This window comes from Rhodothalassium salexigens DSM 2132, assembly GCF_004341375.1.
Taxonomy (GTDB): Bacteria; Pseudomonadota; Alphaproteobacteria; order Sphingomonadales; family Rhodothalassiaceae; genus Rhodothalassium; species Rhodothalassium salexigens.
Window position 1 is genome coordinate 380053 of the sequence record NZ_SLXO01000002.1, and the last position, 24201, is coordinate 404253.

The 24201-nt window shown below is 67.9% G+C and carries 19 protein-coding genes and 1 other RNA gene; 6 read left to right on the forward strand and 14 right to left on the reverse strand.

The features are described 5' to 3' along the window. Positions 1–178: 178 nt before the first annotated feature. The 4 genes from EV659_RS04100 to EV659_RS04115 form a co-directional block, all read right to left on the reverse strand. Positions 179–1627 carry a globin-coupled sensor protein gene (locus EV659_RS04100; protein ID WP_132707577.1) on the reverse strand — a complete coding sequence of 483 codons (1449 nt, stop codon included), beginning with the start codon at positions 1625–1627 and terminating at the stop codon, positions 179–181. 380 nt (positions 1628–2007) lie between these two features. After that, entirely contained in the window at positions 2008–3699 is a 1692-nt protein-coding gene (locus EV659_RS04105; RefSeq protein ID WP_165878715.1) for a TolC family protein, read from the reverse strand. 40 nt (positions 3700–3739) lie between these two features. Further along, positions 3740–4858 carry an HlyD family secretion protein gene (locus EV659_RS04110; RefSeq protein ID WP_132707579.1) on the reverse strand — a complete coding sequence of 373 codons (1119 nt, stop codon included), beginning with the start codon at positions 4856–4858 and terminating at the stop codon, positions 3740–3742. A 30-nt stretch (positions 4859–4888) separates the two neighbouring features. Further along, the gene (locus EV659_RS04115) at positions 4889–6679 is read right to left on the reverse strand and encodes an ABC transporter transmembrane domain-containing protein (protein ID WP_132707580.1); all 1791 of its coding nucleotides are present in this window, start codon (positions 6677–6679) and stop codon (positions 4889–4891) included. Positions 6680–6829: 150 nt separating this feature from the next. Here EV659_RS04115 and EV659_RS04120 point away from each other — a divergent pair, with 150 nt between their 5' ends. The 4 genes from EV659_RS04120 (at position 6830) to fumC (ending at position 10520) form a co-directional block, all read left to right on the forward strand. Next, positions 6830–7753 carry a hydrogen peroxide-inducible genes activator gene (locus tag EV659_RS04120; RefSeq protein ID WP_132707581.1) on the forward strand — a complete coding sequence of 308 codons (924 nt, stop codon included), beginning with the start codon at positions 6830–6832 and terminating at the stop codon, positions 7751–7753. 7 nt (positions 7754–7760) lie between these two features. Then, positions 7761–8138, forward strand: a transfer-messenger RNA (tmRNA) gene (gene ssrA / locus EV659_RS04125). A 142-nt stretch (positions 8139–8280) separates the two neighbouring features. After that, the gene (locus EV659_RS04130) at positions 8281–8943 is read left to right on the forward strand and encodes an SspB family protein (protein WP_132707582.1); all 663 of its coding nucleotides are present in this window, start codon (positions 8281–8283) and stop codon (positions 8941–8943) included. A 182-nt stretch (positions 8944–9125) separates the two neighbouring features. Then, positions 9126–10520 (forward strand): class II fumarate hydratase, encoded by a 1395-nt coding sequence (fumC, locus tag EV659_RS04135; RefSeq protein WP_132707583.1) that lies wholly within the window; start codon positions 9126–9128, stop codon positions 10518–10520. A gap of 52 nt (positions 10521–10572) precedes the next feature. Here the strand turns inward: fumC and EV659_RS04140 are convergent, their stop codons facing one another. The 6 genes from EV659_RS04140 to EV659_RS04165 all read right to left on the reverse strand — a co-directional run bounded on the left by EV659_RS04140 (position 10573) and on the right by EV659_RS04165 (position 17765). Then, positions 10573–11616: an AI-2E family transporter gene (locus tag EV659_RS04140; RefSeq protein WP_165878716.1), complete on the reverse strand. Its 1044-nt coding sequence runs from the start codon at positions 11614–11616 to the stop codon at positions 10573–10575. 327 nt (positions 11617–11943) lie between these two features. Beyond that, positions 11944–13248: an acyl-CoA dehydrogenase family protein gene (locus EV659_RS04145; protein ID WP_200288013.1), complete on the reverse strand. Its 1305-nt coding sequence runs from the start codon at positions 13246–13248 to the stop codon at positions 11944–11946. Further along, complete coding sequence (locus tag EV659_RS04150) at positions 13248–14120, reverse strand: enoyl-CoA hydratase family protein (protein ID WP_132707585.1); 873 nt, start codon at positions 14118–14120, stop codon at positions 13248–13250. Before EV659_RS04150 ends, EV659_RS04145 begins: the two co-directional genes overlap by 1 nt. After that, on the reverse strand, positions 14117–14620 hold the full coding sequence (locus tag EV659_RS04155) for a MarR family winged helix-turn-helix transcriptional regulator (RefSeq protein WP_132707586.1): 504 nt from the start codon (positions 14618–14620) through the stop codon (positions 14117–14119). The genes EV659_RS04150 and EV659_RS04155 overlap by 4 nt, the downstream gene beginning before the upstream one ends. After that, on the reverse strand, positions 14621–15445 hold the full coding sequence (locus EV659_RS04160; RefSeq protein WP_132707587.1) for an SDR family NAD(P)-dependent oxidoreductase: 825 nt from the start codon (positions 15443–15445) through the stop codon (positions 14621–14623). It lies immediately after the preceding gene. A 10-nt stretch (positions 15446–15455) separates the two neighbouring features. Beyond that, positions 15456–17765, reverse strand: a complete 2310-nt coding sequence (locus EV659_RS04165) for a bifunctional salicylyl-CoA 5-hydroxylase/oxidoreductase (protein WP_132707588.1) — start codon at positions 17763–17765, stop codon at positions 15456–15458. 183 nt (positions 17766–17948) lie between these two features. Here EV659_RS04165 and EV659_RS04170 point away from each other — a divergent pair, with 183 nt between their 5' ends. Further along, positions 17949–19175: an acyl-CoA dehydrogenase gene (locus EV659_RS04170; RefSeq protein ID WP_132707589.1), complete on the forward strand. Its 1227-nt coding sequence runs from the start codon at positions 17949–17951 to the stop codon at positions 19173–19175. 164 nt (positions 19176–19339) lie between these two features. Here the strand turns inward: EV659_RS04170 and EV659_RS04175 are convergent, their stop codons facing one another. Next, positions 19340–20086, reverse strand: a complete 747-nt coding sequence (locus EV659_RS04175) for a biotin--[acetyl-CoA-carboxylase] ligase (protein ID WP_132707590.1) — start codon at positions 20084–20086, stop codon at positions 19340–19342. Positions 20087–20324: 238 nt separating this feature from the next. Here EV659_RS04175 and EV659_RS04180 point away from each other — a divergent pair, with 238 nt between their 5' ends. Continuing rightward, positions 20325–20798: a hypothetical protein gene (locus tag EV659_RS04180; protein ID WP_132707591.1), complete on the forward strand. Its 474-nt coding sequence runs from the start codon at positions 20325–20327 to the stop codon at positions 20796–20798. 194 nt (positions 20799–20992) lie between these two features. Here EV659_RS04180 and EV659_RS04185 read toward each other — a convergent pair whose 3' ends face one another. The 3 genes from EV659_RS04185 to EV659_RS04195 form a co-directional block, all read right to left on the reverse strand. Then, positions 20993–22411, reverse strand: a complete 1419-nt coding sequence (locus EV659_RS04185; RefSeq protein WP_132707592.1) for an NAD(P)(+) transhydrogenase (Re/Si-specific) subunit beta — start codon at positions 22409–22411, stop codon at positions 20993–20995. A gap of 18 nt (positions 22412–22429) precedes the next feature. Next, on the reverse strand, positions 22430–22753 hold the full coding sequence (locus EV659_RS04190) for an NAD(P) transhydrogenase subunit alpha part 2 (RefSeq protein WP_132707684.1): 324 nt from the start codon (positions 22751–22753) through the stop codon (positions 22430–22432). A 199-nt stretch (positions 22754–22952) separates the two neighbouring features. Then, positions 22953–24092, reverse strand: a complete 1140-nt coding sequence (locus tag EV659_RS04195) for a Re/Si-specific NAD(P)(+) transhydrogenase subunit alpha (protein ID WP_132707593.1) — start codon at positions 24090–24092, stop codon at positions 22953–22955. Between the last annotated feature and the right edge of the window lie 109 nt (positions 24093–24201).

A 24201-nucleotide genomic window follows, 5' to 3' on the forward strand; every position in this document is an offset into this window, starting at 1 on the left:
GCGCTGCCGGGGTCGGGTGGTTGCCTCGCATGGCACGCCGCCGCGCGCCGCTCGAAGACCGCAGAGGCGCGGCATCACGGGCGGGCTGATCGCCAAACCACGCTCTCCGAGGCGATCGCGGCCTTTGTCGCGGCCAATCCGGATCATCGCCGCAGACCCAGAGTGGCCGACAGGGACGCTATCGGGCGCCCGCGGCGGCCGGGCGGTGAGCCCGGCCGGTGGCCGGCACCGGGGCGGGAGACCGGCGGGCCGGGCCGTCATCGTGACGGCGGCCGCGGCGCTGCAACTTGTCGATGAAGCCCGCCATGCTGCGGTTCAACTGGTCGGACCGGGTGGCGAGCAGATCGGCGGCCTCCTGCATGGTTTGCGCCGCCCCCCGGGTGGCATCGGCGTCGCCGGCCATGCTTTCGATATCGGCCGAGACCGTCGTGGTGCCGTTGGCCGCTTCGGACACGTTGCGAGCGATTTCCTGAGACGCGGACGTCTGTTCTTCGACCGCCCCCGAGACCGCCATCGCCATTTCGGTCACGCCCTCGACCGCCTGGGCCACCTGATCGATATGGCCGACGGTGGCGCGGGTCGCCTGGTTCATGGTCGTCAGACGCCGATGGATATCCTCGGCCGATTGCGCGCTGCGCTTGGCCAAGGTCTTGACCTCGCCCGCGACGACCGCGAAGCCGCGGCCGGCCTCGCCGGCGCGCGCCGCCTCGATGGTCGCGTTGAGCGCAAGCAAATTGGTCTGGTCGGCGATCGACTTGATCAGGTCGAGCGCCGCCGTCATGGCGTCGGCGGACTGGGTCAGTTCCTCCACCTGACCGCGTGCCGCCCGGGCCGCCTCGTCCGCCTCGCGGGTTCGGCGGTGAGCATTGTCGGTTTGGGCGGCGACCTCGGCGATGGCGGTGGACAACTCTTCGGCGGCCGACGCCACCGCCTGGACATTGGCCGACGCCTGCGTGACCGCCGACGCGCCGCTTTGCGCCCGGGCCGAGGTTCGGTCGGCGCCCGCCAACAGGGTCCGGCTGCTGTCGTTCACCTGCTTGATGGTATGACCCAGTTCATCGACCAAGGCCCGGACATCCGACTCGAAATCGGCCACCAATTGCGCCACCCGGGCGTCGTCGGCGGCCTGATCGGCCTCGAAATAGACCGAGATCGACAGGTCCATGTCGAGCATCACCGCCTTCTGCAACGATGCCTGCAGGCGGCCGAGGCGCCCAGGTTCATCGCCGAAGGCTTCGGCGAGGGCGGCCTGGACCCAGGTGAGCATGTGGCTGTAGCCGCCGATGTACCAACGCGGTTCAAGGCCGATCTTCTGGTGCACGCGGCCGATGACGGTGCAGCGTTGCGCGTATTCCTCGTCCAACTTGCCATCGAACAAATAGCGCATCCAATGGCGCTGCTGGGCGTTGCGGGCCCGGCGACCAATGCCGTCATCGGCGAACATGGCGTCGAGTTCCGGGACGCTGCGGACATGGACATAGAAGGCGTCGAGCATCTCCTCCATGATCGGTTCGATCACCGGGCGCATGGCCCTCAGATCGGCCAGAGCGCGGTCGTCGATCATCAGAAACGCTTTTCGACGGGCCAAGTCGGTCTCGAAAACGGGATCGCTTGACAATTGTTGCATTGCAGAGGGTTTCCCTTTGGCACTGCCCTTTTCAAGACAGCCGCACAAAAATGATCAGCCATAAGAATGGTAAATCGATATTTACCAGACTCACAGCCTATAATAGAAAAAAACCCCTTAAACTATACTTAAATCAAGATTGTCGCAGTCCGGTTTTGCGTCCATTCATGGCGATTTCGGGTGGCTTTGTCACACCGAAGCACCAAAAGACAAAGGCCGGCGAAACCGGCCTCAGCGTCTTGCACCGTCTTTCAGAAGCGCGGATGTCTCTGGGCTGGGGCTGTCCGCCGACGGCCGACGGCACGGGTGGGGCGCACGCGGCCGGCGGCCGTCGTCCTCATCGTCGTCGCCCAGGATCGGCGAGGCGTTGGAGCGCGGGTTCAGCGGATGCCGAGCGCTCCGAGGTCGGCGGTGGCGGCGCGGTAATTGGCCAGGGCTTCGAAATACTGCAACTGGGCGTCGACCAGCCGCACGCGGGCGTCGGCGGTCGCTTCTTCGCGTCGGTTGACGACGAAAAAGTCGCTGCCGCCTTCGCGGAACCGACGCCGCTCGGCCGCCTGCATGGTCTGTGCCTGATCCACCTCCAAGTCGGCCAGACGCACGGTTTCGGCCGCCGCGCGCAGGTCGTTGACCAGCCGGCGCACTTCCAACTCGATCCGCTCGGCGGTGAATTGGCGGCGATAGCGCAAGGCGTCCAACTCGGCCTGGGCGCGGCTGATGCGGCCTTCGGCGAAGCGCCGTTGCAGCGGCACCGAAAAGCTGAACTTGACGATGGTGTCGGTGCTGTCGCGCGACGGACCGCCCAGATCGACGGCGCCGAAATCGCGCGACACCTCGCTGCCGAATTGCAGGCGGGGCAGCAACTCGTTGCGCCCCAAAGCCAGCGACAGCCGCGCGCGGTCCAGGCTCGCATCGATCAGGGCCAGTTCCGGCCGGGCCACCCGCGCGCGCTGGATATCGTTTTCCACCTGCATCAACTCGCCTTGCCGAATCGGCGGATAGCCGTCGGGCGCGCGGGCGGGATCGGGGGTCTCGGGTTCGCCGGCGGCGTCGCGATAGAATTGCGCCAGACTGAGGCCGGCATTCACGAAATCGCGCTTCGCCTGGGCCACCAGCGTGGCCCGCCGGGCCAGATTCTGGCGGTTCTCGGTCAGCAGGATCGCCGCCGCATCGCCAGCCGACACACGCCGCGACAACGCCTCCTGGCGCCGCTCGGCAAGCGCCAACAGGTCGACGAAAATCCCCTGCCTGAGCCCGGCGGCGATCCAACGCAGATAGGCGCTGAGCGCTTGGTACTGAACGCCGATCTGGGTCAGCATGACCTCGATCTCGGCGCGTTCACGCTCGATTCGGGCGCGCCGGACCTCGCCGCGCCGGCCGTCGATCTGGCGGTCGCGCAACAGCGACAGCACGAAGCCAATGCGCGCCTCGCCCAATTTGTTGGTGAAGCTCTTGTCTTCATAGATTGGGAAGTCGCCGCCGGAAAACCGATAGCCGCCATAGACCTCGGCGCCGAATGGCCCGAGCGCCTGGCGCACCTGTCCGTCCACCTCGCGACCGTCATAATAGCCGCTGGCGCGTGCAAAACCCTCCGATTTGACCATCAGGTCGAAGGCCCCCATGGCCGACACCATATCGCCCTGGGCGGCGCGGAACTGCGCCATCGCCTCCAGGATGCGCGGCATGTGGCGCAGCGAGCTTTCCAACACCTCATCGCGGGTCAGCGGCGGCCGGCGGCCGGCGGCAAGGGGATCGCCGTCCGTGGCCTGCGCCTCGGCCGAGCGGCTCTGTGATGGCGCCCCCGCAGGCGTTTGCGACCCGCCCGCGCCCTGCGACGCCCCCGGAGAGGCGCCTTGGGACGCCCCCGAGGGGCCTCCCTGCTGGCGGTCGAGCATGTCCAGGGTCAGCAATGGCCGGGTCGGCGATACGGGGTCGGCGGGGTCGGCGGGATCGGCGGTACCGTCGCTCAGGGTCAGGGGCGCCACCCGAGCACCGCCGGGCGGCTCGGCGGCCGCAGCCGCCCCCGACGCCGGGCCGACGGCCAGCCCCGGCACCACTCCAAGCCACGCCACAGCTGCCAATCCGACCACATAACGACGCACCGCTCCGCCGTCAGGACGCACCATTACTGCCCCCGCTACCGCCCTGGCCGCCGGACGCGCCGCCCTGGCCGCTGCCCTGGCCGCCGCCTTGGCCACCTGAACCACCCGGCACCGTGAAGTTGGGCGGGAAGTTATTCATTTGCCGCCACAATTCGTAGCCGAGGCGGACCGTATCCAACAACACCCAGCCGCGCGCCTGAGTGCCCAGACGCACGAAGCGTTCCTCGGGCCAGGGTTCGCCGTCGGGGTCTTCGACCACCATGATGCGGAATTGGCCGCTCAGATTGGCCCCCCGGTCGACCACCGCGACGCGCCCGGCGAAGGTGCCCACCGCCACCGACGGCCAGCCAGAGAACTGCACCGCCGGCCAGCCCTCGAACTGCAAGCGCACCGGACGGCCTTCTTCGACCAGGGCGGCGTCGCGACCGTCGACGAACAGCTGCACGGCGCGCTTGACATCCTCGGGGATGAAGGTGGCGACACGCTGGCCTTGCTGGATGAAGGTGGCGCTGTCGCCGGCATTGACGGTCAGAATGGTGCCGTCGCGCGGCGCGCGCACGGTCTGGATCGACTGGCGCGACAGCCGCACCTCGGCCTGCTTCAATTCGGCCCGCGCACTGGCCAGCTTAGAGCGCAGGTCTTCGAGCTTGATCTGGGCGTTCTCATAGGCCAGCCGCGAGCTCAAGCCCTCTTCATACAGTTCCTTTTGGCGCCGGGCGTCGTATTCGGCCGTCGAGACCTGTTGTTCGGCCGCAATCACCTTGCGTTCGAGCGCCTGCATCTCGCTCTTCAGGCGCTCGACCAGTTGCGGATCATTGTCCACCAGACGGACGATCGGGTCGCCTTTCTTGACCGTGCTGCCGTCGCGCACGAACCACTGTTCGATGCGGCCGCCGACCAGCGCGTTGATGTCCTGCTGCCGGTCGCGCGGATCGAGCGCGGTGACCACGCCGCGCCCCGACGCGGTCTGCACCCAGGGGGTAAAGTAGAGAAACGTCCCGCCGATCAGGATCGTCGCCAGAATGATCAACACGACCATCCGCATCACCCGCGGAATCCGGATCGAGTCGAGCGTCTGCCAGGTATCCAGATGCTTGCCGCGAAAGCCTAGATCGTTGGGTACGGACATCCCTGTCTGCTCCACTGGTGCCGGCAACGGTTATTCGGCCTGGGCGCCGGTGACGGCCTCGGCGCCGGCAGCGGCCGAGGAGTCGACCAGGCTCAAGCGCTGGCGATCCCAGCCCAGCCACAACCGATGGTCCAGTTGCGGCAGGCTGTGGTGGTTGCTGAAGAAGACCACGGTCATGTCGCGCTCGGCCACGATATGGTCGAGAACCCGCTCCAGCACGGCCTGTTCGATCACGTCGCAGGACTCGTTCAGCACCAGAATGTGCGGATCGGCCAACAACGCCGCCGCAAGTTGCAGGCGCATGGTCTCTTCGGGCGACAGCGGCAGGCCCAAGGGCGACATCACCGTGTCGAGCCCCTTGTCGAACGACTTGACGATATCGTCGATGCCGACCATCCGCAGCACATCGAACATCTGCCCGCGCGTCGCCTCGGCCGAGGCGGCCAGGCTCAGATACTCCTCGATGCTGCAATCGGCGACCATCGGCCGGTCGATCACCACCACCTCCTGGCGCAGGCGGTGGACATCGCATTCCATCAGGTCATAGCCGGCCAGCGTGATCCAGCCCCGGTCGGGCAGTTCGTGGCGCTTGAGCAGGTTGGTGAACAGGCGTTGCAGAGCGTCGTCTTCGGCGCGCGCGCGCACCTTGACGCCGCCGGGGATGACGATGTCGAGCACCGCTTCGCGCCGCCGAACGGTCTTGGCCACCTGATCGAAGCGCAAGTCGCAAACCTTGTCGTCCAACAGCAGCCGCCCGGCGGTGTTTTCCAACGGGATCTTATAGACCAGGCCGATCTCGTCGATCGCCATGCAGACATAGTAAAAGCGCTTGAGATAGGAGTCGAACTGCGACATGCCGACGAAAATCGCCGACATGATCAGTTCGGCGGCGACCAATTGGCCAAGCGACAACTGTCCGCGAATGACCAGCCAGCCGCCAAGCGCCAGCAATGCCGCGCTGGCCGTGGCATAGAGAAACAACAGCCCGATGGTCTGGGCGAAGTTGCGCCGGAAATGGGCCTTCTTTTTCTTGATGTAATTTGCGGTCAACTCTTCCGAGCGCTGCAAGGCGAAGCCGATATGGTGGTCCGACTTGTAAAAACCATTGGTCTCACCCAGATGGCTCAGCCATTTGGCGGTCTCATACTTGGCGTGCGACAGGTCGATGCCGGTGCGGATCGCCCCCGGCCCCCAGATCTGCCAGACCAGGAACAACAGCAGGATCAACACCAGATTGAAGGCCAGAAACACCGGGTGATAGAGCGACACCACGGCAAAGCCGATGACCGCTTGGAGAATGATCGAGAAACCGCCGATCAGGATCTCCGGCATGCTCCGCTGCAGGGTCATGATGTCGAAATAGCGGTGGAACAGGCCGTCGCGCTTGACCTCCTCGAAAAACGGCGCCTGAGCGTAGATCGCCTGGAGGGAAAACTCCGACACCAGCCGGGCATAGGCGCGCCGGCCGTAGATCTCGAGCAGATGGGTGCGCAGCGCCATCAACAGCGCCGACAGCGCCAGCAGACCGAACAGCGCCAGCGACAGCACGATCAGCGGCTGCACCAGGGCGGTGTTGGCGATCGTGTCGATGACCATCTGGACCGAGATCGGGACCGCAAGCGTCAGCACGCTGATCGCCACGCCAAACACCACCGCCATCCAGAAATAGCGCGCCTCCGGCCCCAGAATGAGCCGGAAGTAGTACCACAACTCGCTGAACGAAAACGCATGCGGGGGCGTCGTCCCGATACCGGTCTTGGGCCCCATGGGCACGCTTTTCGCGGTCAGCGGCGCGGTCGTGCTGTCGATGTCCTGCGACATGGTATCAATGTCCGGTTTTGCTCGTTCCCCGCCCGGAAGTCCGGCGGCCGTTGTGCGCTAAGCAGATGGCGCGCCGATTAAGCCTTGTCCAATCGAAAGAACAAGCCTTTTTCGATTGACAATATCTATCGAAGAAGGAAGCGTTTGGCTATGCCCACATTGCGACAACTCAGTTACCTGGTGGCGATCGCCGAGGAAGGCCATTTCGGCCGCGCGTCGCAACGCACCCACGCAACCCAGCCGACGTTGAGCAGCCAGCTGCGCACGCTTGAGGCGACGCTCGGCGTCCAACTGGTCGAACGCGGCCGCCACGGCGCCACGATCACGCCGGTGGGGCGTGAGGTGGTCGACCGGGCGCGACGCGTGCTCGCCGAGGTGGACGCGATCCGCGGCGTCGCCGCCAAGGGTGCCGGCGGGTTGGCGGGCATCGTCCGGCTTGGCGTGCCGGCGACGCTCGGGCCCTATCTGCTGCGCTATATCGTGCCCGAACTGCACCGCCGCTACCCCGATCTCAAGCTTTTCGTGCGCGAGGACTTTCCCCGTGCCCTGGCGGACCGCCTGGAAGCCGGCGCCTTCGACCTGGTGCTGTCGCCACTGTCGCAGGAGCGCCGCCACATCGCCTTCGCGCCGCTGTTCGACGAACCGCTGCTGCTGGTCTGCGCGCCCGACCATGCCCTGGCCGGCGCCGGCCCGCTCGACCGGCGCGCCCTCGAAGGCGCCAAGGTTTTGACCCTTGAGCCCGGCTATTTTCTGCACGAACAGGTGCGCCAGGTGTGCGACGCCTATGGTGCCGAAATCCTCCAGGACTATGAAGGCACCAGCCTCGATACGCTGCGTCTGATGGCCGGCATGGGGGTTGGCCTGGCGTTTCTGCCCGCCCTGTACGTGCGCTCGGAAATCGCCGCCGGGGGCGACTTGTGCGTGCGCCCGCTGGCCAGTGAGCCACCGGTGCGCACCATCGGCCTGGCGTGGCGCCACACCAGCGGCAACGCCACCGACTATGCCGCCATGGCCGAGATGATCCGCAGCATCGCCGCCCAAGCCCTGCCTGAGGTGTCGGTGCGCACGCAATGATGTCCACCCCCTTCAAATCCAGGCCCTTGTGGTCTATATCCATAGATGCCGGCGACGGTCGGCTATGGCGATAAACGGCTCGTCGAATAGGTTACGCGGACCCGGGGGCAGTGCCCGGCGCCTCCACCACCAGCGTTTGGACCGCCGGCAACGGCGCGGGCGAACGATGCTGATGGGGGCGAACCAGGATCGACGCGGACTGAAGGACGTGACCCTTCGCCCGGGATGGTACCGCCGTTATCGGGCCATATAGCAAGTGCGAACGACAATGACGTCGAGGTCGCTATTGCCGCGTAAGCGGTAAGAGTGATCGCACTCTTCAATTCCTAGCCCCTCGACAGGGTTAGGTGGGGTCCGGGGGCACCTAGCAACAGAAGCCCCCATCTGATTCCCGGCACAAGCCAAGGGTCGCCATCGGTTCGGCTTTGCGCCGCGGGGGCGCACCCGCTATAACGGCAGTGCACAATAGTCTCCGACACACCGGCTGCCGGCATTGCCGCGGCCCCATAACCGGCAAAGCGTTGTTCATGTCGAAGCTGGAAATCGATTACGACGAGTTGGTGCAGAAGGCACTGCGCGGCGTGGTGAAGGAAATCCTTGAAAAAACCGCCCGCGACGGCCTGCCTGGCGACCATCATTTTTATGTGGCGTTCCGCACCCGCGCGCCGGGTGTGCAGATGGCCGATCATCTCCGCGCCCGCTATCCCGACGAAATGACCATCGTGCTCCAGCACAAGTTCTGGGGCCTCAAGGTGTTCGACGACCATTTCCAGGTCGGGCTCAGCTTTCAGCAGAACCCGGAGCATCTGGTGATACCGTTCGCCGCCATCGTCGGCTTCGTCGATCCGAGCGTGCAGTTCGCCTTGCAGTTCCAAGACCATGAGGCCGATCAGGACGCCGAGACCGCCGACACCGCCGCCGACGACACCAGCGGCGCGCCGGCCGAGATGGTCGATATCTCGGCGCGCGCCCGCGGTCGCGAAGACCAGGCCGAGCGCCGACACGCCAGCACCGGGGCGACCGCCGACAAGCGTCCGAACGACGACGCGGACGAACCGGCAGACGGGCACGCCGCAGCGGCCGCACCCGACGCCGAGGCCGGCGCGACCCGCGACAAGGATCCCGACGGCGACGCCGAAGGAGACGACACCAACGTGGTGGCGCTCGACGCGTTCCGAAAGAAAACCTGACCAGCGGCCGGGTGCAGGCCAGCCGGGCAACCCGGCGGCCGTCGCGCGCCTGATTGTCCACCGCCGCACGGACCGGCCGCCCCAGCCCTCTCGGTGGTCGCGAGGTTGAGCCGGTTGGCGTCGCCCGCGCGACCGGTCTGTCCACCCTTCGACCTTGTCCCGCCCTCGATGGAGTGATCGCCATGGCAGCCACCCGCGTGGAAACCGACACCTTCGGCCCGCTCGACGTCCCCGCCGACAAATATTGGGGCGCCCAGACCCAGCGCTCGCTGACCAATTTCCCGATCGGCACCGAGACCATGCCGGCGCCGCTGATCCGCGCGCTCGGCATCGTCAAGCGCGCCGCCGCCGAAGCCAATATGGACCTGGACAATCTGGAGCCCAAGCTCGGCCAGGCGATCGTGCAGGCCGCCGACGAGGTGATCGCCGGCAAGCTCGACGCCCATTTCCCGCTGGTGGTCTGGCAGACCGGCTCGGGTACCCAGTCGAACATGAACGCCAATGAGGTGATCGCCAACCGTGCGATCGAGATCCTCGGCGGCAAGCTCGGCACCAAGGACCCGGTGCACCCCAACGACCATTGCAACCGATCGCAATCGTCGAACGACACCTTCCCCACCGCCATGCACATCGCCGCGGCCGAGGAAGTGCACCGGCGGCTGATCCCGGCCATGGACCATCTGCTCGCCGCGCTCGACGCCAAGGCGCAGGCGTTCGAGGGCATCGTCAAGATCGGCCGCACCCACCTGCAAGACGCCACGCCGCTGACGCTCGGCCAGGAGTTTTCGGGCTATGCCGCCCAGATGCGCCAGGGCCTGCGCCGGGTGCGCGCCGCGCTGCCGGCGCTCTACCCGCTGGCCCAGGGCGGCACGGCGGTCGGCACCGGCATCAACGCCAAGCCGGGCTTCGCCGAGACGGTGGCCCAGAAGGTGGCGGCGATCACCGGCCTGGCGTTCACCTCCGCCGACAACAAGTTCGAAGCTCTGGCCGCCCATGACGCGCTGGTCGAGGTGTCGGGGGCGCTTAACACCGTGGCGTGCAGCCTGATGAAGATCGCCAACGACCTGCGGCTGCTGGGCTCGGGCCCGCGCTGCGGCCTCGGCGAGCTCAAGCTGCCCGAGAACGAGCCCGGCTCGTCGATCATGCCGGGCAAGGTCAACCCGACCCAGGCCGAGGCGATGACCATGGTGTGCGCCCAGGTGATGGGCAACCACACCGCGATCACCGTCGGCGGCGCCACCGGGCATCTGGAGCTCAACGTCTTCAAGCCGGTGATGATCTACAATCTGTTGCAGTCGATCCGCCTGCTCGCCGACGGCATGACCAGCTTCACCGACCGCTGCGTCGCCGGCATCGAGGCCGACGAGGCGCGCATCGCCACCCTGCTCGACCAGTCGCTGATGCTGGTCACCGCGCTGGCGCCCGAAATCGGCTACGACAAGGCCGCTGAAGTGGCCAAGAACGCCCACAAGAAGGGCCTGACGCTGCTCGAATCGGCGCTCGAACTCAATGCCGTGAGCGAAGAGCGGTTCCGCGCCGTGGTCCGGCCCGAAACCATGGTGGCGCCCAAGGACTGACCGTCCGGCGCCCGCAGGCCCGCGTCCGGGGATCGCCCGGACGCGGGCGCGCTCAATCCTCGCTCATCGCGCCTTCCAGGTCGCCGTCCTGGCTCAGCAGGATCGCCAGCCAGCGGGTGCCCGGGAACTGGTAGAAGATGAAGATCGCGATGGCGGTCAACGGGATCGCCAGGAACACGCCGACCATCCCCCACAGGCTGCCCCACAGCACCAGCGCGATCATCACCACCAGCGGGTCGATGTTGAGCGTCTTGCCCATCACCTGCGGCTCGACCAGATTGTCGATGGTCACCTGGGTGATGGTCAGCAGGGTGAACACCACCGCGATCACCACCGGGTTGGTGAACTGCACCAGCGCCAGCAGGGTCGGCAACAACACGCCCATGGCCGAGCCGATATAGGGCACGAAGTTGAGCAGAAAGATCCACAACGCCCAGAACAGCCAGTAATTGAGCCCGGCGACCCACAGCACGATGCCGCAGATCACCGCGGTCAGCAGGCTCATCAGGGTCTTGGCCCACAGATAGCTGCGCACCTGCTGCTGGATGCGGTTGAGCACCCGGCGCGCGTGGCGCAGCCGCGAGGTGTCCGAAAACGCCCGGCGCAGGCGCTCGGGGAAGGTCTGCTGCGAGATATAGAGAAACAGCACGAACGCCAGCACCAGCCCCATATTGCCCAGAAACGATGCGAACGCGGCGGCGAAGTCGCGGAACCAGGCCTGCAGGTTGCTCGCCTCCAACAGCGTCGGGATCGAATTGGGCAGGCTGAACGGCACTGTCTCGTCAATGCTACGCAACGCGGACTCGATGCGGCGTTCATAGTCGGGCACGGACTCGATAACCCCGGCGACGTTCTCGCGCACGATCTCGACCACGCCGATCAGCGCGGCCAGCATCAAGAAGGTGGCGGCCAGCGTGCGCACCCACATGGGCGCCCGGACCGCGCGGCCGATAACCCGCGCCAAGGCCTCGATCAAAAACCAGATGACGCCCGCGATGGCGAGCGGGATCAACAGCCCCGAGCCCAGTTTGAGCACCGCCAGGGTGGCCAAAAGCGCCGCCAGGCTAAGGGTATAAGTGCGCAGAAGATCGTCCATGGCCGCCATCATATCGACCGCGCGGCCCTTGTCATCCACTGTTGAGAGCCCCCGCCGCCGCCAGGACGCCCGCGCCCGCCCGGCGCCTCGCGTCAGGCCCGCAACCACCGACGCCGCATCACAGCCCCAGCCATCACGCGCCGCCCTTGCCCACGGCGATCAACGCCCCGCCATGGCGTCGCCGTCGCCCGCCATGACGGCGGCCACGGGCCGAGGCGGGTGGCCGCGCGACGAGCGGCGGAGCCTGGGCGCTCGGGCACACTCGGGGGGCAGTCGATGGGGGCATTCGGGGCGGGGCATTCGGTGTCGACGGGCGGCGTGCGCGCGCTACCCCAGCGTTTGGCGGGCGATCACCAGCTTTTGCACCTCGGAAGCACCCTCATAGATGCGCAGCGCCCGGATCTCGCGATAGAGCGTCTCCACCGGGTGGCCGGCGCGCACGCCGAGGCCGCCGAAGATCTGCACCGCCTCGTCGATCACCTTCTGCGCCTCGTCGGTGGCGAACAGCTTGGCCATGGCCGCCTCGCGGGTGACCCGCTGCGCCGCCACGTCATGGGTCCAGCCGGCGCGATAGACCAGCAGCGCGGCGGCGTCGACGGCCAAGGCCATCTGCGCGATCTTGGCCTGGATCATCTGCAAATCGGCCATCGGCGCGCCGAACAGGCGCCGCGACCGGGCGTGCGCCGCGGCCTCGGCCAACGCCCGGCGCGCCAGTCCCAAGGCGGCGGCGCCGACGGTGGCGCGGAATACGTCCAACGTCGCCATGGCGACCTTGAAGCCCTGGCCGGGCGCGCCGATCCGGCGACTGGCCGGCACCGGAACACCATCGAACGCCACCGTGCCCAGGGGATGGGGCGCGATCAGCGGGATCCGCTCGGTCACGGTGACGCCGGGCGCGTCGGCGTCGACCAGAAACGCCGAGATGCCGCGCGCGCCGGGTGCTTCGCCGGTGCGGGCGAACACGGTGTAGACATCGGCCAAGCCGGCGTTGGAGATCCAGGTCTTGGTGCCGGTCAGGCGATAGCCGCCGTCGCCGTCGGGCTCGGCGCGGGTGGTCATGGCGGCCACGTCCGAGCCCGCGTCGGCCTCCGACAGGGCGAAGGCGGCGGCCATGTCGCCGCGCGCCACCCGGGGCAGCACTTGGGCGCAGAGCGCCGCGTCGCCGAACAACGACACCGCACCCGCGCCCAGCCCCTGCAGGGCGAAGACGAAATCGGCAAGCCCCGAATGGCGCGCCAGGGTCTCGCGGATCAGGCACAGGCTGCGCACATCGAGCCGGTCGGCGACCCCACCATGGGCGCGCGGCACCGCGTGCGCCAGCCAGCCCGCCGCCCCCAACCGCCGGCGCATCTCTGTGCACAGGGCGTCGAGGCTGGCGTCGTCGCCGACCGGCGCGTGGGCCAGCGGCGCGATATGGTCGGCCGCCCAGGCGTCCAGCTCCTCGGCGAACCGGGCGTGGTGCGGCTCGAAAAACGGCCAGCGCAGAAAGCTGCGGTCGACGAAGCGCCCCGGATCGGCACCGACGGCGGCACCGACGGCGGCGCCGGCGGGCGAGGCAGGGGGCATGCGGGCCGGGGCGACGCCGGGCTCGGCGACCGCGTCGGGCGGGGTTGTGGCGGGATGCTCGCCCATCAGTCGCCCCCGAACGCCGGCCGGGCCTTGGCGACGAACGCCTCATAGGCGCGGGCGAAGTCGCGGGTCTGCATACAGATCGCCTGGGCCTGGGCCTCGGCCTCGATGGCGGCGTCGAGCCCCATGGCCCATTCAGTATGCAATTGGGTCTTGGTCATGCCGTGGGCGAAGCTGGGGCCGGCGGCCAGGTCGGCGGCGAAGCGCTGCGCGGTCTGGGCCAACTCGGCGCGGTCGACCAGACGGTTGTGGAAGCCCCAACGCTCGCCCTCCTCGGCGGTCATGGTGCGGCCGGTATAAAGCAGTTCCGAGGCCCGGCCCTGGCCGATAATCCGCGGCAGCATGGCGCACGCCCCCATGTCGCAACCGGCGAGCCCGACGCGGGTGAACAAAAACGCGGTCCGGGTCTCGGGCGTGGCGAAGCGAATGTCGCACGCCATGGCGACGATCGCGCCGGCACCCACGCACACCCCGTCGAGCGCGGCGACCAACGGCTGCGGGCAGCCGCGCATGGCCTTGACCAGATCGCCAGTCAGGCGGGTGAAGGCCAGGAGCTGGGGCATCGCCATGGCGGTCAGCGGGCCGATGATCTCGTGGACGTCGCCGCCGGAGGAGAAGTTGTCGCCCGCGCCGGCGATCACCACCGCCTTGACGTCGGGCGTGTAGGCGAGCGCGCGAAAGGTGTCGCGCAGTTCGGCATAGGAGGCGAAGGTGAGAGGGTTCTTGCGCGCCGGCCGGTCGAGCGTGATCGTCGCAACCCCCTGGCCGAAGGCCCAACGAAAGTGGGCGGGCGCGAAGGTCTCGGGCTCAAGGCCGCCGACACGGACGTCGAAGGCGGCGGGGTCGGGGCCATCGGCCGGGGCGGTTGCGGTCATGAGGTCTCCGATTTCTCGTCGAAGGCGAACACCGAACGCTTCAGCCGTTCGAGTTCGTTATAGAGTTGGTCGGCGTCCGCGGCATCGATGCCCGAGAACATGGATTCGACCCAGCCATGGTGCACCTCGGCCATGCGCCTGAAGTCTTCCTGCCCCTTGTCGGTCAATCTGACGAAGTGGGTACGCCGGTCGGCGGGCGACGCGGTGCGGCTGACCAATCCGTCGGTGACCAGCCGGTTGACCACGCCGGTGACATTGCCGTTGGAGACCATCAAACAGCGCGACAATTCGCCCATGGTCAGGCCGTCGGGATAGCGGTCGAGGGCCGCCAGCACGTCGAAGCGCGGCAAGGTGGTATCGAATTCGGCGCGCAACTGGTTGCGAATCCGATTCTCGATCAGCGTGGTGCAGGTCAGCAGCCGGAGCCACAGACGCAGCGCCTGTTTCGACTGCGGCGCGCCGCCCAGTTTTTCCTGCATCTCCGCCTCGTTGGTGGCCATCTACATTACCTCTCCACCGGCCACGGCAAGCGCCTGGCCCGTGACGGAACGCGCGTCGGACGAACACAACCACATCACGGTCGCGGCGACCTCCTGAGGGTCGATCAACCGCTTCTGTGGGTTGGCCTTCACGAGCGCCGCCAGGGCCTCGTCGGCTTCGCGGCCGGTCTTCTCCACTATGGTCCGAACTGATGCGGCCACGATATCGGTGTCGGCATAGCCAGGGCAAACGGCATTTGCCGTCACCCCGGTACTGGCCAGCTCCAAGGCCATGGCGCGGGTCAGCCCCACGGCACCGTGCTTGGACGCCACATAGGCGCTGGCGTAAGGGTACGCCTTGAGCCCGGCCGTGGACGCGATGGTGACGATGCGCCCCCAACCGGCCTCGACCATGGCCGGGATCACCGCGCGGCTGCACAGAAACGCACCGGTCAGATTGACGTCGAGCACCCGCTGCCAGTCGGCCAGCGAGGTCTTGGCCAGCGGCCCCGTGGGCGCGATGCCGGCATTGTTGACCAGGATCGCCACCGGGCCGAAGCGTCGGACCGCATGGTCGAAGGCGCGGCGCACGCCGCCCTCGTCGGTGACGTCGCAGACCTCGCCGGCGGCCGCGGGCAGCGCCTCGGCGGCCTCGGCGAGGCGCTCGGCATTGCGCGCCATCAAGGTCACCGCCGCCCCGGCGCGCGCCAACCGCCCCGCCACCGCCGCGCCGATGCCGGTGGCGCCACCGGTGACCACCGCGTGCAGGCCGGCCAAACCCGCCTGGCCCGGGTCGTCGGCCCGGTCGTCGGTGGCGGTGGCGGTCGGCGTACCGTCTTCGCTCATGGACGCCCCCTCATGGCAGCACCCGGTCCTGGGCGGCCTTCTCCAACAGCCGGCCCAACTGGGCGAAGCCGTTTTGGTAAGGCGGCGGCACGGCGATGTCGCGATAGCCCTGTTCGGCGGCGGCGCGCAGCGACCAGTGCGGGTCGGCCAGGTGCGGGCGGGCCAGCGCGCACAGGTCGGCGCGGCCCGAACACAGGATCGAGTTCACATGGTCGATCTCGTAGATATTGCCCACCGCGATGGTGGGAATGCCGGCCTCGTTGCGCACCCGGTCGGCGAACGGGGTCTGGAACATGCGGCCATAGACCGGCCGGGCTTTGGGCGAGGTCTGGCCCGCCGACACGTCGATCAGGTCGGCGCCGGCATCGCGAAAGGCGCGCGCGATCGCCACCGCGTCGTCGGGCGTCACACCTTGCGCTCCGAGCCAGTCGCACGCCGAGAGGCGCACCGCCATGGGGCGCTCGTCGGGCCAGGCGGCGCGCATGGCGGCGAACACCTCCAGGGGAAAGCGCAACCGGTTGTCCAGGCTGCCGCCATAGGCGTCGGTGCGCTTATTCAGCACCGGGGTGATGAAGCTGGACAGCAGATAGCCGTGGGCGGCGTGCAGTTCGATCATGTCAAAGCCGGCCTCGACGGCGCGGGTGACGGCGGCCACATGGTCGCGGCATACCCGATCCATATCCGCGCGGGTCATCGCCCGGGGCACCTGGTTGGCGGGCGTCCACGCCACCGCGGAGGCGGCGACGATCGGCCAGGCACCGCTGTCCAACGGTTCGTCCATGCCGTCCCAGGCGCGCTTGGTCGCCCCCTTGGGCCCGGCATGGCCCAGTTGCAGGCAGATCTTGGCCTCGCTGTGGGTGTGCACGAAGTCGACGATGCGCTTCCACGCGGCGGTGTGGGCGTCGGTATAGAGCCCGGCACAGCCCGGGCTGATGCGCGCGTCGGCGCTGACGTCGGTCATCTCGGTGTAGACCAGCCCGGCCCCGCCCATGGCACGCGCGCCGTAGTGGACCAGGTGGAAGTCGTCGACCAGGCCGTCTTTGGCGCTGTAGGTGCACATGGGCGACACCACCACCCGGTTGGCCAGCCGCATCTGGCGCAGCCGAAACGGCGCGAACATCGGCGGCACCGGCGCGTTGACCGGCGCACCGGTGGCCCGTTCGGCGAACCACCGCTCCACCTTGGCGAGCCATTCGGGGTCGCGCAGACGCAGATTTTCGTGGCTGACCCGCTGACTGCGGGTGAGCAGCGCATAGGCGAACTGCACCGGCTCGAACCCGGTGTAGCGGTCCAGCCCCTCGAACCAGTCGGTGGAGTTGCGCGCCGCGCTTTGCAGGCGCAGCACCTCGGTGCGTCGCTCGTCCTGATACTCGTCGAGGGCCGCAGCCAGCGGCCGGTCGCCGTCGTCGTCGAGCACCTCGGCCAGCTTGATGGCGTCTTCGAGCGCCAGCTTGGTGCCCGAGCCGATGGAAAAATGCGCCGTGTGGGCGGCGTCGCCGATCAGGATCAGATTGCCATGGTGCCAGGTTTCGCACAGCACGCGCGGAAAGTTGATCCACGCCGAGCCGCGCCGGTGATGGGCATTGCTCATCAACCCGTGGCCGTCCAGATCGTCGGCGAACAGCCGCGCGCACGCCCGACAGGTCTCGTCCTGATCCATGGTATCGAAGCCGAGCCCGCGATAGGTCGCTTCGCTGCACTCGACGATAAAGGTCGAGGTCCGATCGTCGAAGCGGTAGGCGTGCGCCCAGATCCAGCCATGGTCGGTGCGCTTGAAGCTGAAGGTGAACGCCTCGAACAGCTTGTGGGTGCCGAGCCAGACGAACTTGTTGCGGCGCACGTCGATGTCGGGCTTGAACTGCTGGGCATACCGGCTGCGGATCTTGGAATTGATGCCGTCGGCGGCGATGATCAGGTCGCAATCGGCGAAGCGCGGGTCGTCGGCCAGACAGTCGGGGTCGATGTCGGCCTCGAACACCAGTTCGATGCCCAAGGCACGGGCCCGGTCCTGGAGGATGGCGAGCAGCCGCTTGCGGCCGATGCCACAGAAACCGTGGCCGGTGGAGCGCTCCACATGACCGTCGATGCGCACCTCGATATCGTCCCAATGGGCCAGTTCGGCGGAGATCGCGTCGGCGGTCTCGGGGTCGTTGGCGCGCAGATTGGCCATCGTCTGGTCGGAAAACACCACCCCCCAACCGAACGTGTCGCCCGAACGATTGCGCTCATAGACGGCGATGGTCTGGTCAGGGTCGCGCAACTTCATGGAGATGGCGGCGTAAAGCCCCGCCGGTCCACCCCCCAGACATGCGATTTTCATCGCCCTTCTCCAGTTCCTCAACCCCAGGCTAGGCCGCGCGCTGACGCCGGTCAATCGATGCTCCAGGCCTGAAACAGCGGCGCCCGCGTCGCGGTGACGCCGCTGGCGTCGCGACGGGCCAAGCCGTATATGAGAAGACGGGATCAAGAAACCAAAGACCATCTGACGCAAAGGAGCAGGCCGATGGCCGTGGCCCGACCGACGCCCGAGACCCGCAACGATGCGCCCAAGCGGCAAAACCGTGCGACCTTCAACTGGGAAGATCCGCTGCTGCTCGACGACGAGTTGACCGAGGAAGAGCGCCTGATCCGCGACAGCGCCCGCGCCTATGCCCAGCAATCGCTGATGCCGCGCATCCTGGAGGCCAACCGCCACGAGGTCTTCCACACCGAGATCATGACCGAGATGGGCGCGCAGGGGCTGCTCGGCTCGACCATCGAAGGCTATGGCTGCGCCGGTGTGTCGAGCGTCGCCTATGGGCTGATCGCGCGCGAGGTGGAGCGGGTGGATTCGGGCTATCGCTCGGCGCTGTCGGTGCAATCGTCGCTGGTCATGCACCCGATCCACGCCTTCGGCACCGAGGACCAGCGCCAGCGCTGGCTGCCCGGCCTGGCCAGCGGCGCGTTGATCGGCTGCTTCGGCCTGACCGAGCCCGACGCCGGCTCGGACCCCGGCGCCATGAAGACCCGCGCGGTCAAGACCGCCGGCGGCTACAAGCTCACCGGGGCGAAGATGTGGATCTCCAACTCGCCGGTCGCCGACCTGTTCGTGGTCTGGGCCAAGACCGAAGACGAGGTGATCCGCGGCTTCGTGCTCAAAAAGGGCATGAAGGGGCTGTCGGCGCCCAAGATCGAGGGCAAGATGAGCCTGCGCGCCTCGATCACCGGCGAGATCGTCATGGACGGCGTCGAGGTGCCCGACGACCATCTGCTGCCCCATGTGGAAGGCTTGAAGGGCCCGTTCGGCTGCCTCAACAATGCCCGCTACGGCATCGCCTGGGGCGCGCTCGGCGCCGCCGAGTTCTGCTGGCATGCGGCGCGCAGCTACGCGCTCGACCGGACCATGTTCGGCAAGCCGATCGCCCAGACCCAGTTGGTGCAGAAGAAACTGGCCGACATGCAGACCGAAATCGCCCTGGGTCTTGGCGCCTGCCTGCGCGCCGGGCGGCTGAAGGACGCCGGCCGACTGGCGCCCGAGACGGTGTCCCTGATCAAGCGCAATTCGTGCGGCAAGGCGCTCGATATCGCGCGCCAGGCCCGCGACATCCACGGCGGCAACGGCATCATGGACGAGTATCACGTGATCCGGCACATGGTGAACCTGGAGACCGTGAACACCTATGAGGGCACCCACGACATCCACGCCCTGATCCTCGGCCGCGCCCAGACCGGCTTGCAGGCGTTCTTCTAAGCCCGCCGGCCCGCGGGGCGCCGGCCAAGCAGGCTTTGACGAGGCTCGGCCGGGAAGGCTCAGGGGGGGAGAGGCTCGGAGCTCAAGAGGCGGGGGCGCGAAGAGGCGGGGGCGGGAGAGACGCCCCCTGCCCGGCCCCGGCCGGTGCGACCGCGCCCGGCCGCTCAGACGAAGAACACGTCGCCCACCGTCACCGTGCGCCGGCGGCCGTCGTCCAGGCGCAGGCACAGCCGGCCGTGGCCGTCGAGCCCCTCGAACACGCCGACCAGCGGCTCGGCGCCGGCGCGCACCTCGATGCGCTCGCCCAGCCGCGCCCACAAGCCCTCCAGATCGGCGCGCACCGCCGCCGGCCCGGCGGTGATCAGCAGGTCGTGATAGTGCAGGAACGCCGCCGACAGGGCGTCGAAGGCGCGCGCCACGTCGGTCGTCCCGCCATGGGCGGCCAGGCAAGTGGCGGGATAGGGCGTGTCGTCGGGCGCCCAGCCCACATTGACGCCGATGCCGACCACCGCGAAGGGGGCGGCCCCATTGTCGGCCTCGACCAGGATGCCAGCGGTTTTGGCACCGCCGATCAACACGTCATTGGGCCATTTGACCGCCAGGTCGGCGACCTCGGGGGCCAGCCGCCGCACCGTCGCCACCACCGCAGCGGCCGCGGCGAAGCACAGGTCGCCGGTCACCGGCGCAACCTGTCCGCCGACCAGCGGCAGACGCACCACGCAGCTCCAATAGAGATTGCCCTCGGGCGACATCCAGCGGCGTTCGAGCCGGCCACGGCCGGCACTCTGCCGGCGCGCCCAGACCAGCGTCAGGGTCGGCGCGTCGCTTTGCCGCGCCAGGCGCTTGGCCTCGTCATTGGTGGAGCCGATGGTGTCGAGGGCTGCAAGGGTATAACGGGGATCGAGGGGCATGAGCCAACGCGTGCCTTTACAAGCCGGGGCCGGAGCCCCTTATTATCGGTTGAACATCATGACGCGCTCCGTCGTCCCCTCAAGGCGGCCGGCAGGCGGCTTGACGGCGACCCCGAAGCGGCGTCAGGGCGCGCGCTGCGGCGCGGCCCGCGCCCCTTGCGAGCCGGGGGCGGCCGGACGGCGGCGCGTCGCAGGCCCCGGTGTACGCCGGACGCCCGCGCGAATAAAGGATCAGACAGTGACCGGCACCGACCAACGCACCGACAATGTGATCCCCGGTCCCGGCCGCCTGCCGACCCGCGGCGACGTGGCCCGGTCCATGGACGAGACCGTGCAGGCCCTGCTCGCCGGCTTGGAGACGGTGGTCGACTGTGCCGACGCCGCGCGCAGGTTGACCCCGGTGGAGGACCGCGACGAACGGCTCGACCGCTTTTGCGCCGCCATCGCCGAAATGGCCCAGCCGACCCTGGCGGCGCTGGCCGAACGGTTCGACACCGTGTGCCGCGAGGCCCGGCTCGACCCGCGGCGCGAGCGGGCGATCATCCTGCCGCGCGCCGAGATGGTGATCGCCTATTTCAAGGAACTGGCGATCCTGCACGGCGCGGCCTTCGACCGGGATCTGGCGGCCCCGGGGCCGTTGCAATCGGAAGCGCTCAGCCGTCTTGACCTGTTGCTCCACACCCAGGTCGACCACCTGCTCGAAGGCCGCTGACCGCGCCGGCGGCCGTACATCGGCGCGGCCGGCCCTGGACCCCGGCGCCAGGCGCGGCGTGAGCGTCCCGTCGGCAACCGGGACAGGCGCGCAAGCTGATCCCACCACGATCTGTTCCAGACGCAAAAGGCCCGCCCCGGGGTCGCCGAGGCGGGCCTTGTTGTGTCGGCCGGTCGCAGGGTCCGGCCCCGCGCCTATTCGAGCGCCTTGACCACGCCTTCGACCATCGCCTTGGCGTCGCCGAACAGCATCATGGTGTTGTCGCGGTAGAACAGCTCGTTGTCGACGCCGGCATAGCCCGGGCTCAGCGAGCGCTTGACGAACAACACCGTCTTGGCGTTTTCCACGTCGAGCACCGGCATGCCGTAGATCGGGCTCGACGGGTCCGACTTGGCCACCGGGTTGGTGACGTCGTTGGCGCCGATCACGAAGGCGGCATCAGCGGTCTGGAACTCGCTGTTGATGTCTTCCAGCTCGAACACCTCGTCATAGGGCACATTGGCCTCGGCCAGCAGCACGTTCATGTGGCCGGGCATGCGGCCGGCGACCGGGTGAATGGCATACTTCACCTCGACGCCTTCCTCCTTCAGCTTGTCGGCCATCTCGCGCAGCGCGTGCTGGGCCTGCGCCACCGCCAGGCCATAGCCCGGCACGATGATCACCTTGGACGCATTGGACAGGATGAAGCTGGCGTCCTCGGCCGAGCCCTGGCGCACGCTCTTGTCGCCGGCGGCCGCCGCCGGGCCCGCCGCCTCGTCGCCGCCGAAGCCGCCGGCGATGACGCTGATGAAGCTGCGGTTCATGCCCTTACACATGATGTAGCTGAGAATCGCGCCCGACGAGCCGACCAGCGCGCCGGTGACGATCAGCGCGTTGTTCTGCAAGGTAAAGCCGATACCGGCCGCAGCCCAGCCCGAATAGCTGTTCAGCATCGACACCACCACCGGCATATCCGCGCCGCCGATCGGCACGATCAGCAAGAAGCCGATGATGAACGCCAGCAGGGTCAGCGCATAGAATACCGGCACCCCGGCGATGGTGGCGTTCTGATCCTGGACGAACAAGACCACGCCGGCGACGATCGCCGCGCCGATGGCCAGGTTGATCAGATGGCGCGCCGGCAGAAGGATCGGCTTGCCCGACATGGTGCCGCGCAGCTTGAGAAAGGCGATGATCGAGCCCGAGAAGGTGATCGCGCCGATCGCCGCGCCGATGCTCATCTCGATCCGGCTCGACGTGAAGATCGCGCCGGTGCTGTCGGCGATGCCATAAGACACCGGGTTTTCCAGCGCCCCGGCGGCAACCAGCACGGCGGCCAGGCCGACCAGCGAGTGGAAGGCGGCGACCAGTTCGGGCATGGCGGTCATCGGCACCCGCCGGGCGATCACCAACCCGACCCCGCCGCCCAGCACCAGGGCGACCAGGATTTCGGTATAGCTCATCACCTCGGGGTTGAGCACCGTGGTGGCCACGGCGATGGTCATGCCGATCATGCCATAGAGATTGCCGCGCCGACTGGTCTCGGGGTGCGACAGACCACGCAGGGCCATGATGAACAGGACCGCGGCGACCAAATAGGCGATCGCGGTCGCGTCGATAACATATTGCGACATTGTCTGGTTCCCCTGCGCCTATTTGGGCTTCTTTTTGTACATGGCGAGCATGCGCTGGGTGACGGCGAAGCCACCGAAGATGTTCACCGCCGCCAGCGCCACGGCGATCAGACCGAGGACCTTGGCGGTGGTCATGCCACCGGCGGGGCCGGCGGCGAGCAGCGCGCCGACGATGATCACCGAGCTGACCGCGTTGGTCACGCTCATCAGCGGCGTGTGCAAGGCCGGGGTCACCGACCACACCACATAATAGCCGACGAAGATCGCCAGCACGAAAATGGACAGCTGCTGCACCACCGGGCTGGCGGTGGCGGCATGCTCGCCCGCGGCCTGGGCCGCCATCAACAGGGTAGACGTCATAATCGTTTCCTTGGATGTCAGCGCATGAAAGTCGGATCGCACGGGACACCGGAAGCCGGCGCCGGGACCAGGACGCGGAGCCGTCGAAGCAGCACCAACCGCCGCCGCTCAAGGCCCGCAGACCGGCGCGCCGGCGCCCTTACGGTATCCCGGTATCCCGGTGTCCCCATATCCCCGGGGATCAGGCCGCCTTGGCCAGATTGGGGTGGACCACACCGCCGTCCTTGGTGAGCAGGACGCCCTGGACGATGTCATCCTCGAAGTCGATCTCCAAGTCCTTGCCTTTGGCGGTCAGCAGGTCGAGGAAGTTCAACAGGTTCTTGGCGTACAGCGACGACGCGTCGGCGGGCAGCCGGCTCGCCACATTGGTGTGGCCGACGATGGTCACGCCGCTCTTGTCATCCAGCACCACCTCACCGGCCTTGGACAGCGTGCAGTTGCCGCCCTGCTCCACCGCCAGGTCGACGATCACCGAGCCCGGCTTCATCGACCGCACCATTTCGGCGTTGATCAGCGTCGGCGCCTTCTTGCCCGGGATCAGCGCGGTGGTGATGACGATTTCCTGCTTCTTGATGGTCTCGGCGACCAGTTCGGCCTGCTTCTGCTTGAAGTCGTCGCTCATTTCCTTGGCATAGCCGCCGGCGGTCTCGGCCTCGCGGGTCTCTTCGCTGTCGACCATGACGAACTTGCCGCCCAGGCTTTCCACCTGTTCCTTGGCCGCCGGGCGCACGTCGGTGGCCGACACCACCGCCCCCAGGCGGCGCGCGGTGGCGATCGCCTGCAAGCCGGCGACGCCGGCGCCCATGACGAACACCTTGGCCGGCGCGATGGTGCCGGCTGCGGTCATCATCATCGGCATGGCGCGCGGGAAATGCTCGGTCGCGTCGAGCACCGCCTTGTAGCCGGCCAGGTTGGACTGCGACGACAGCACGTCCATCGCCTGCGCCCGGGTGATCCGCGGCACGAATTCCATGGCGCAGGCCAGCACGCCCTTGTCGGCATACGCCTTGACCAGAGCGCCGTTCTGGTAGGGGTTGATGAGCCCGACCAAGAGCGCGCCCTTGTCCACCGGCTCCAACTCGTCCTTGGCCAGACCGCGCACGGTCAGGATCACATGAGCGCCCTTGAGCGTCTGCTCGCGGTCCTCGGCCACGGTGGCACCGGCGTCCTTATACGCCTGGTCGCGAAAGCCCGCGGCGAAGCCGGCGCCGGCCTCGACCACCACCTCGATCTCCCGGCCGGCCAGTTTCTTCACCGTTTCCGGCGTGGCAGCGACACGTTTTTCGCCGTCCAGCCGTTCCTTGACAACAGCTACCCGCATTTTGGCTCCCGTCGGTTAGTCAGAGTGGGCGGAGTGTGGCCCCGGCCCGGATGGAACACAAGTGTTCAAGCTTTGTGGTGACGCCGCGGAAGTCAAGGCCGGCGGATGC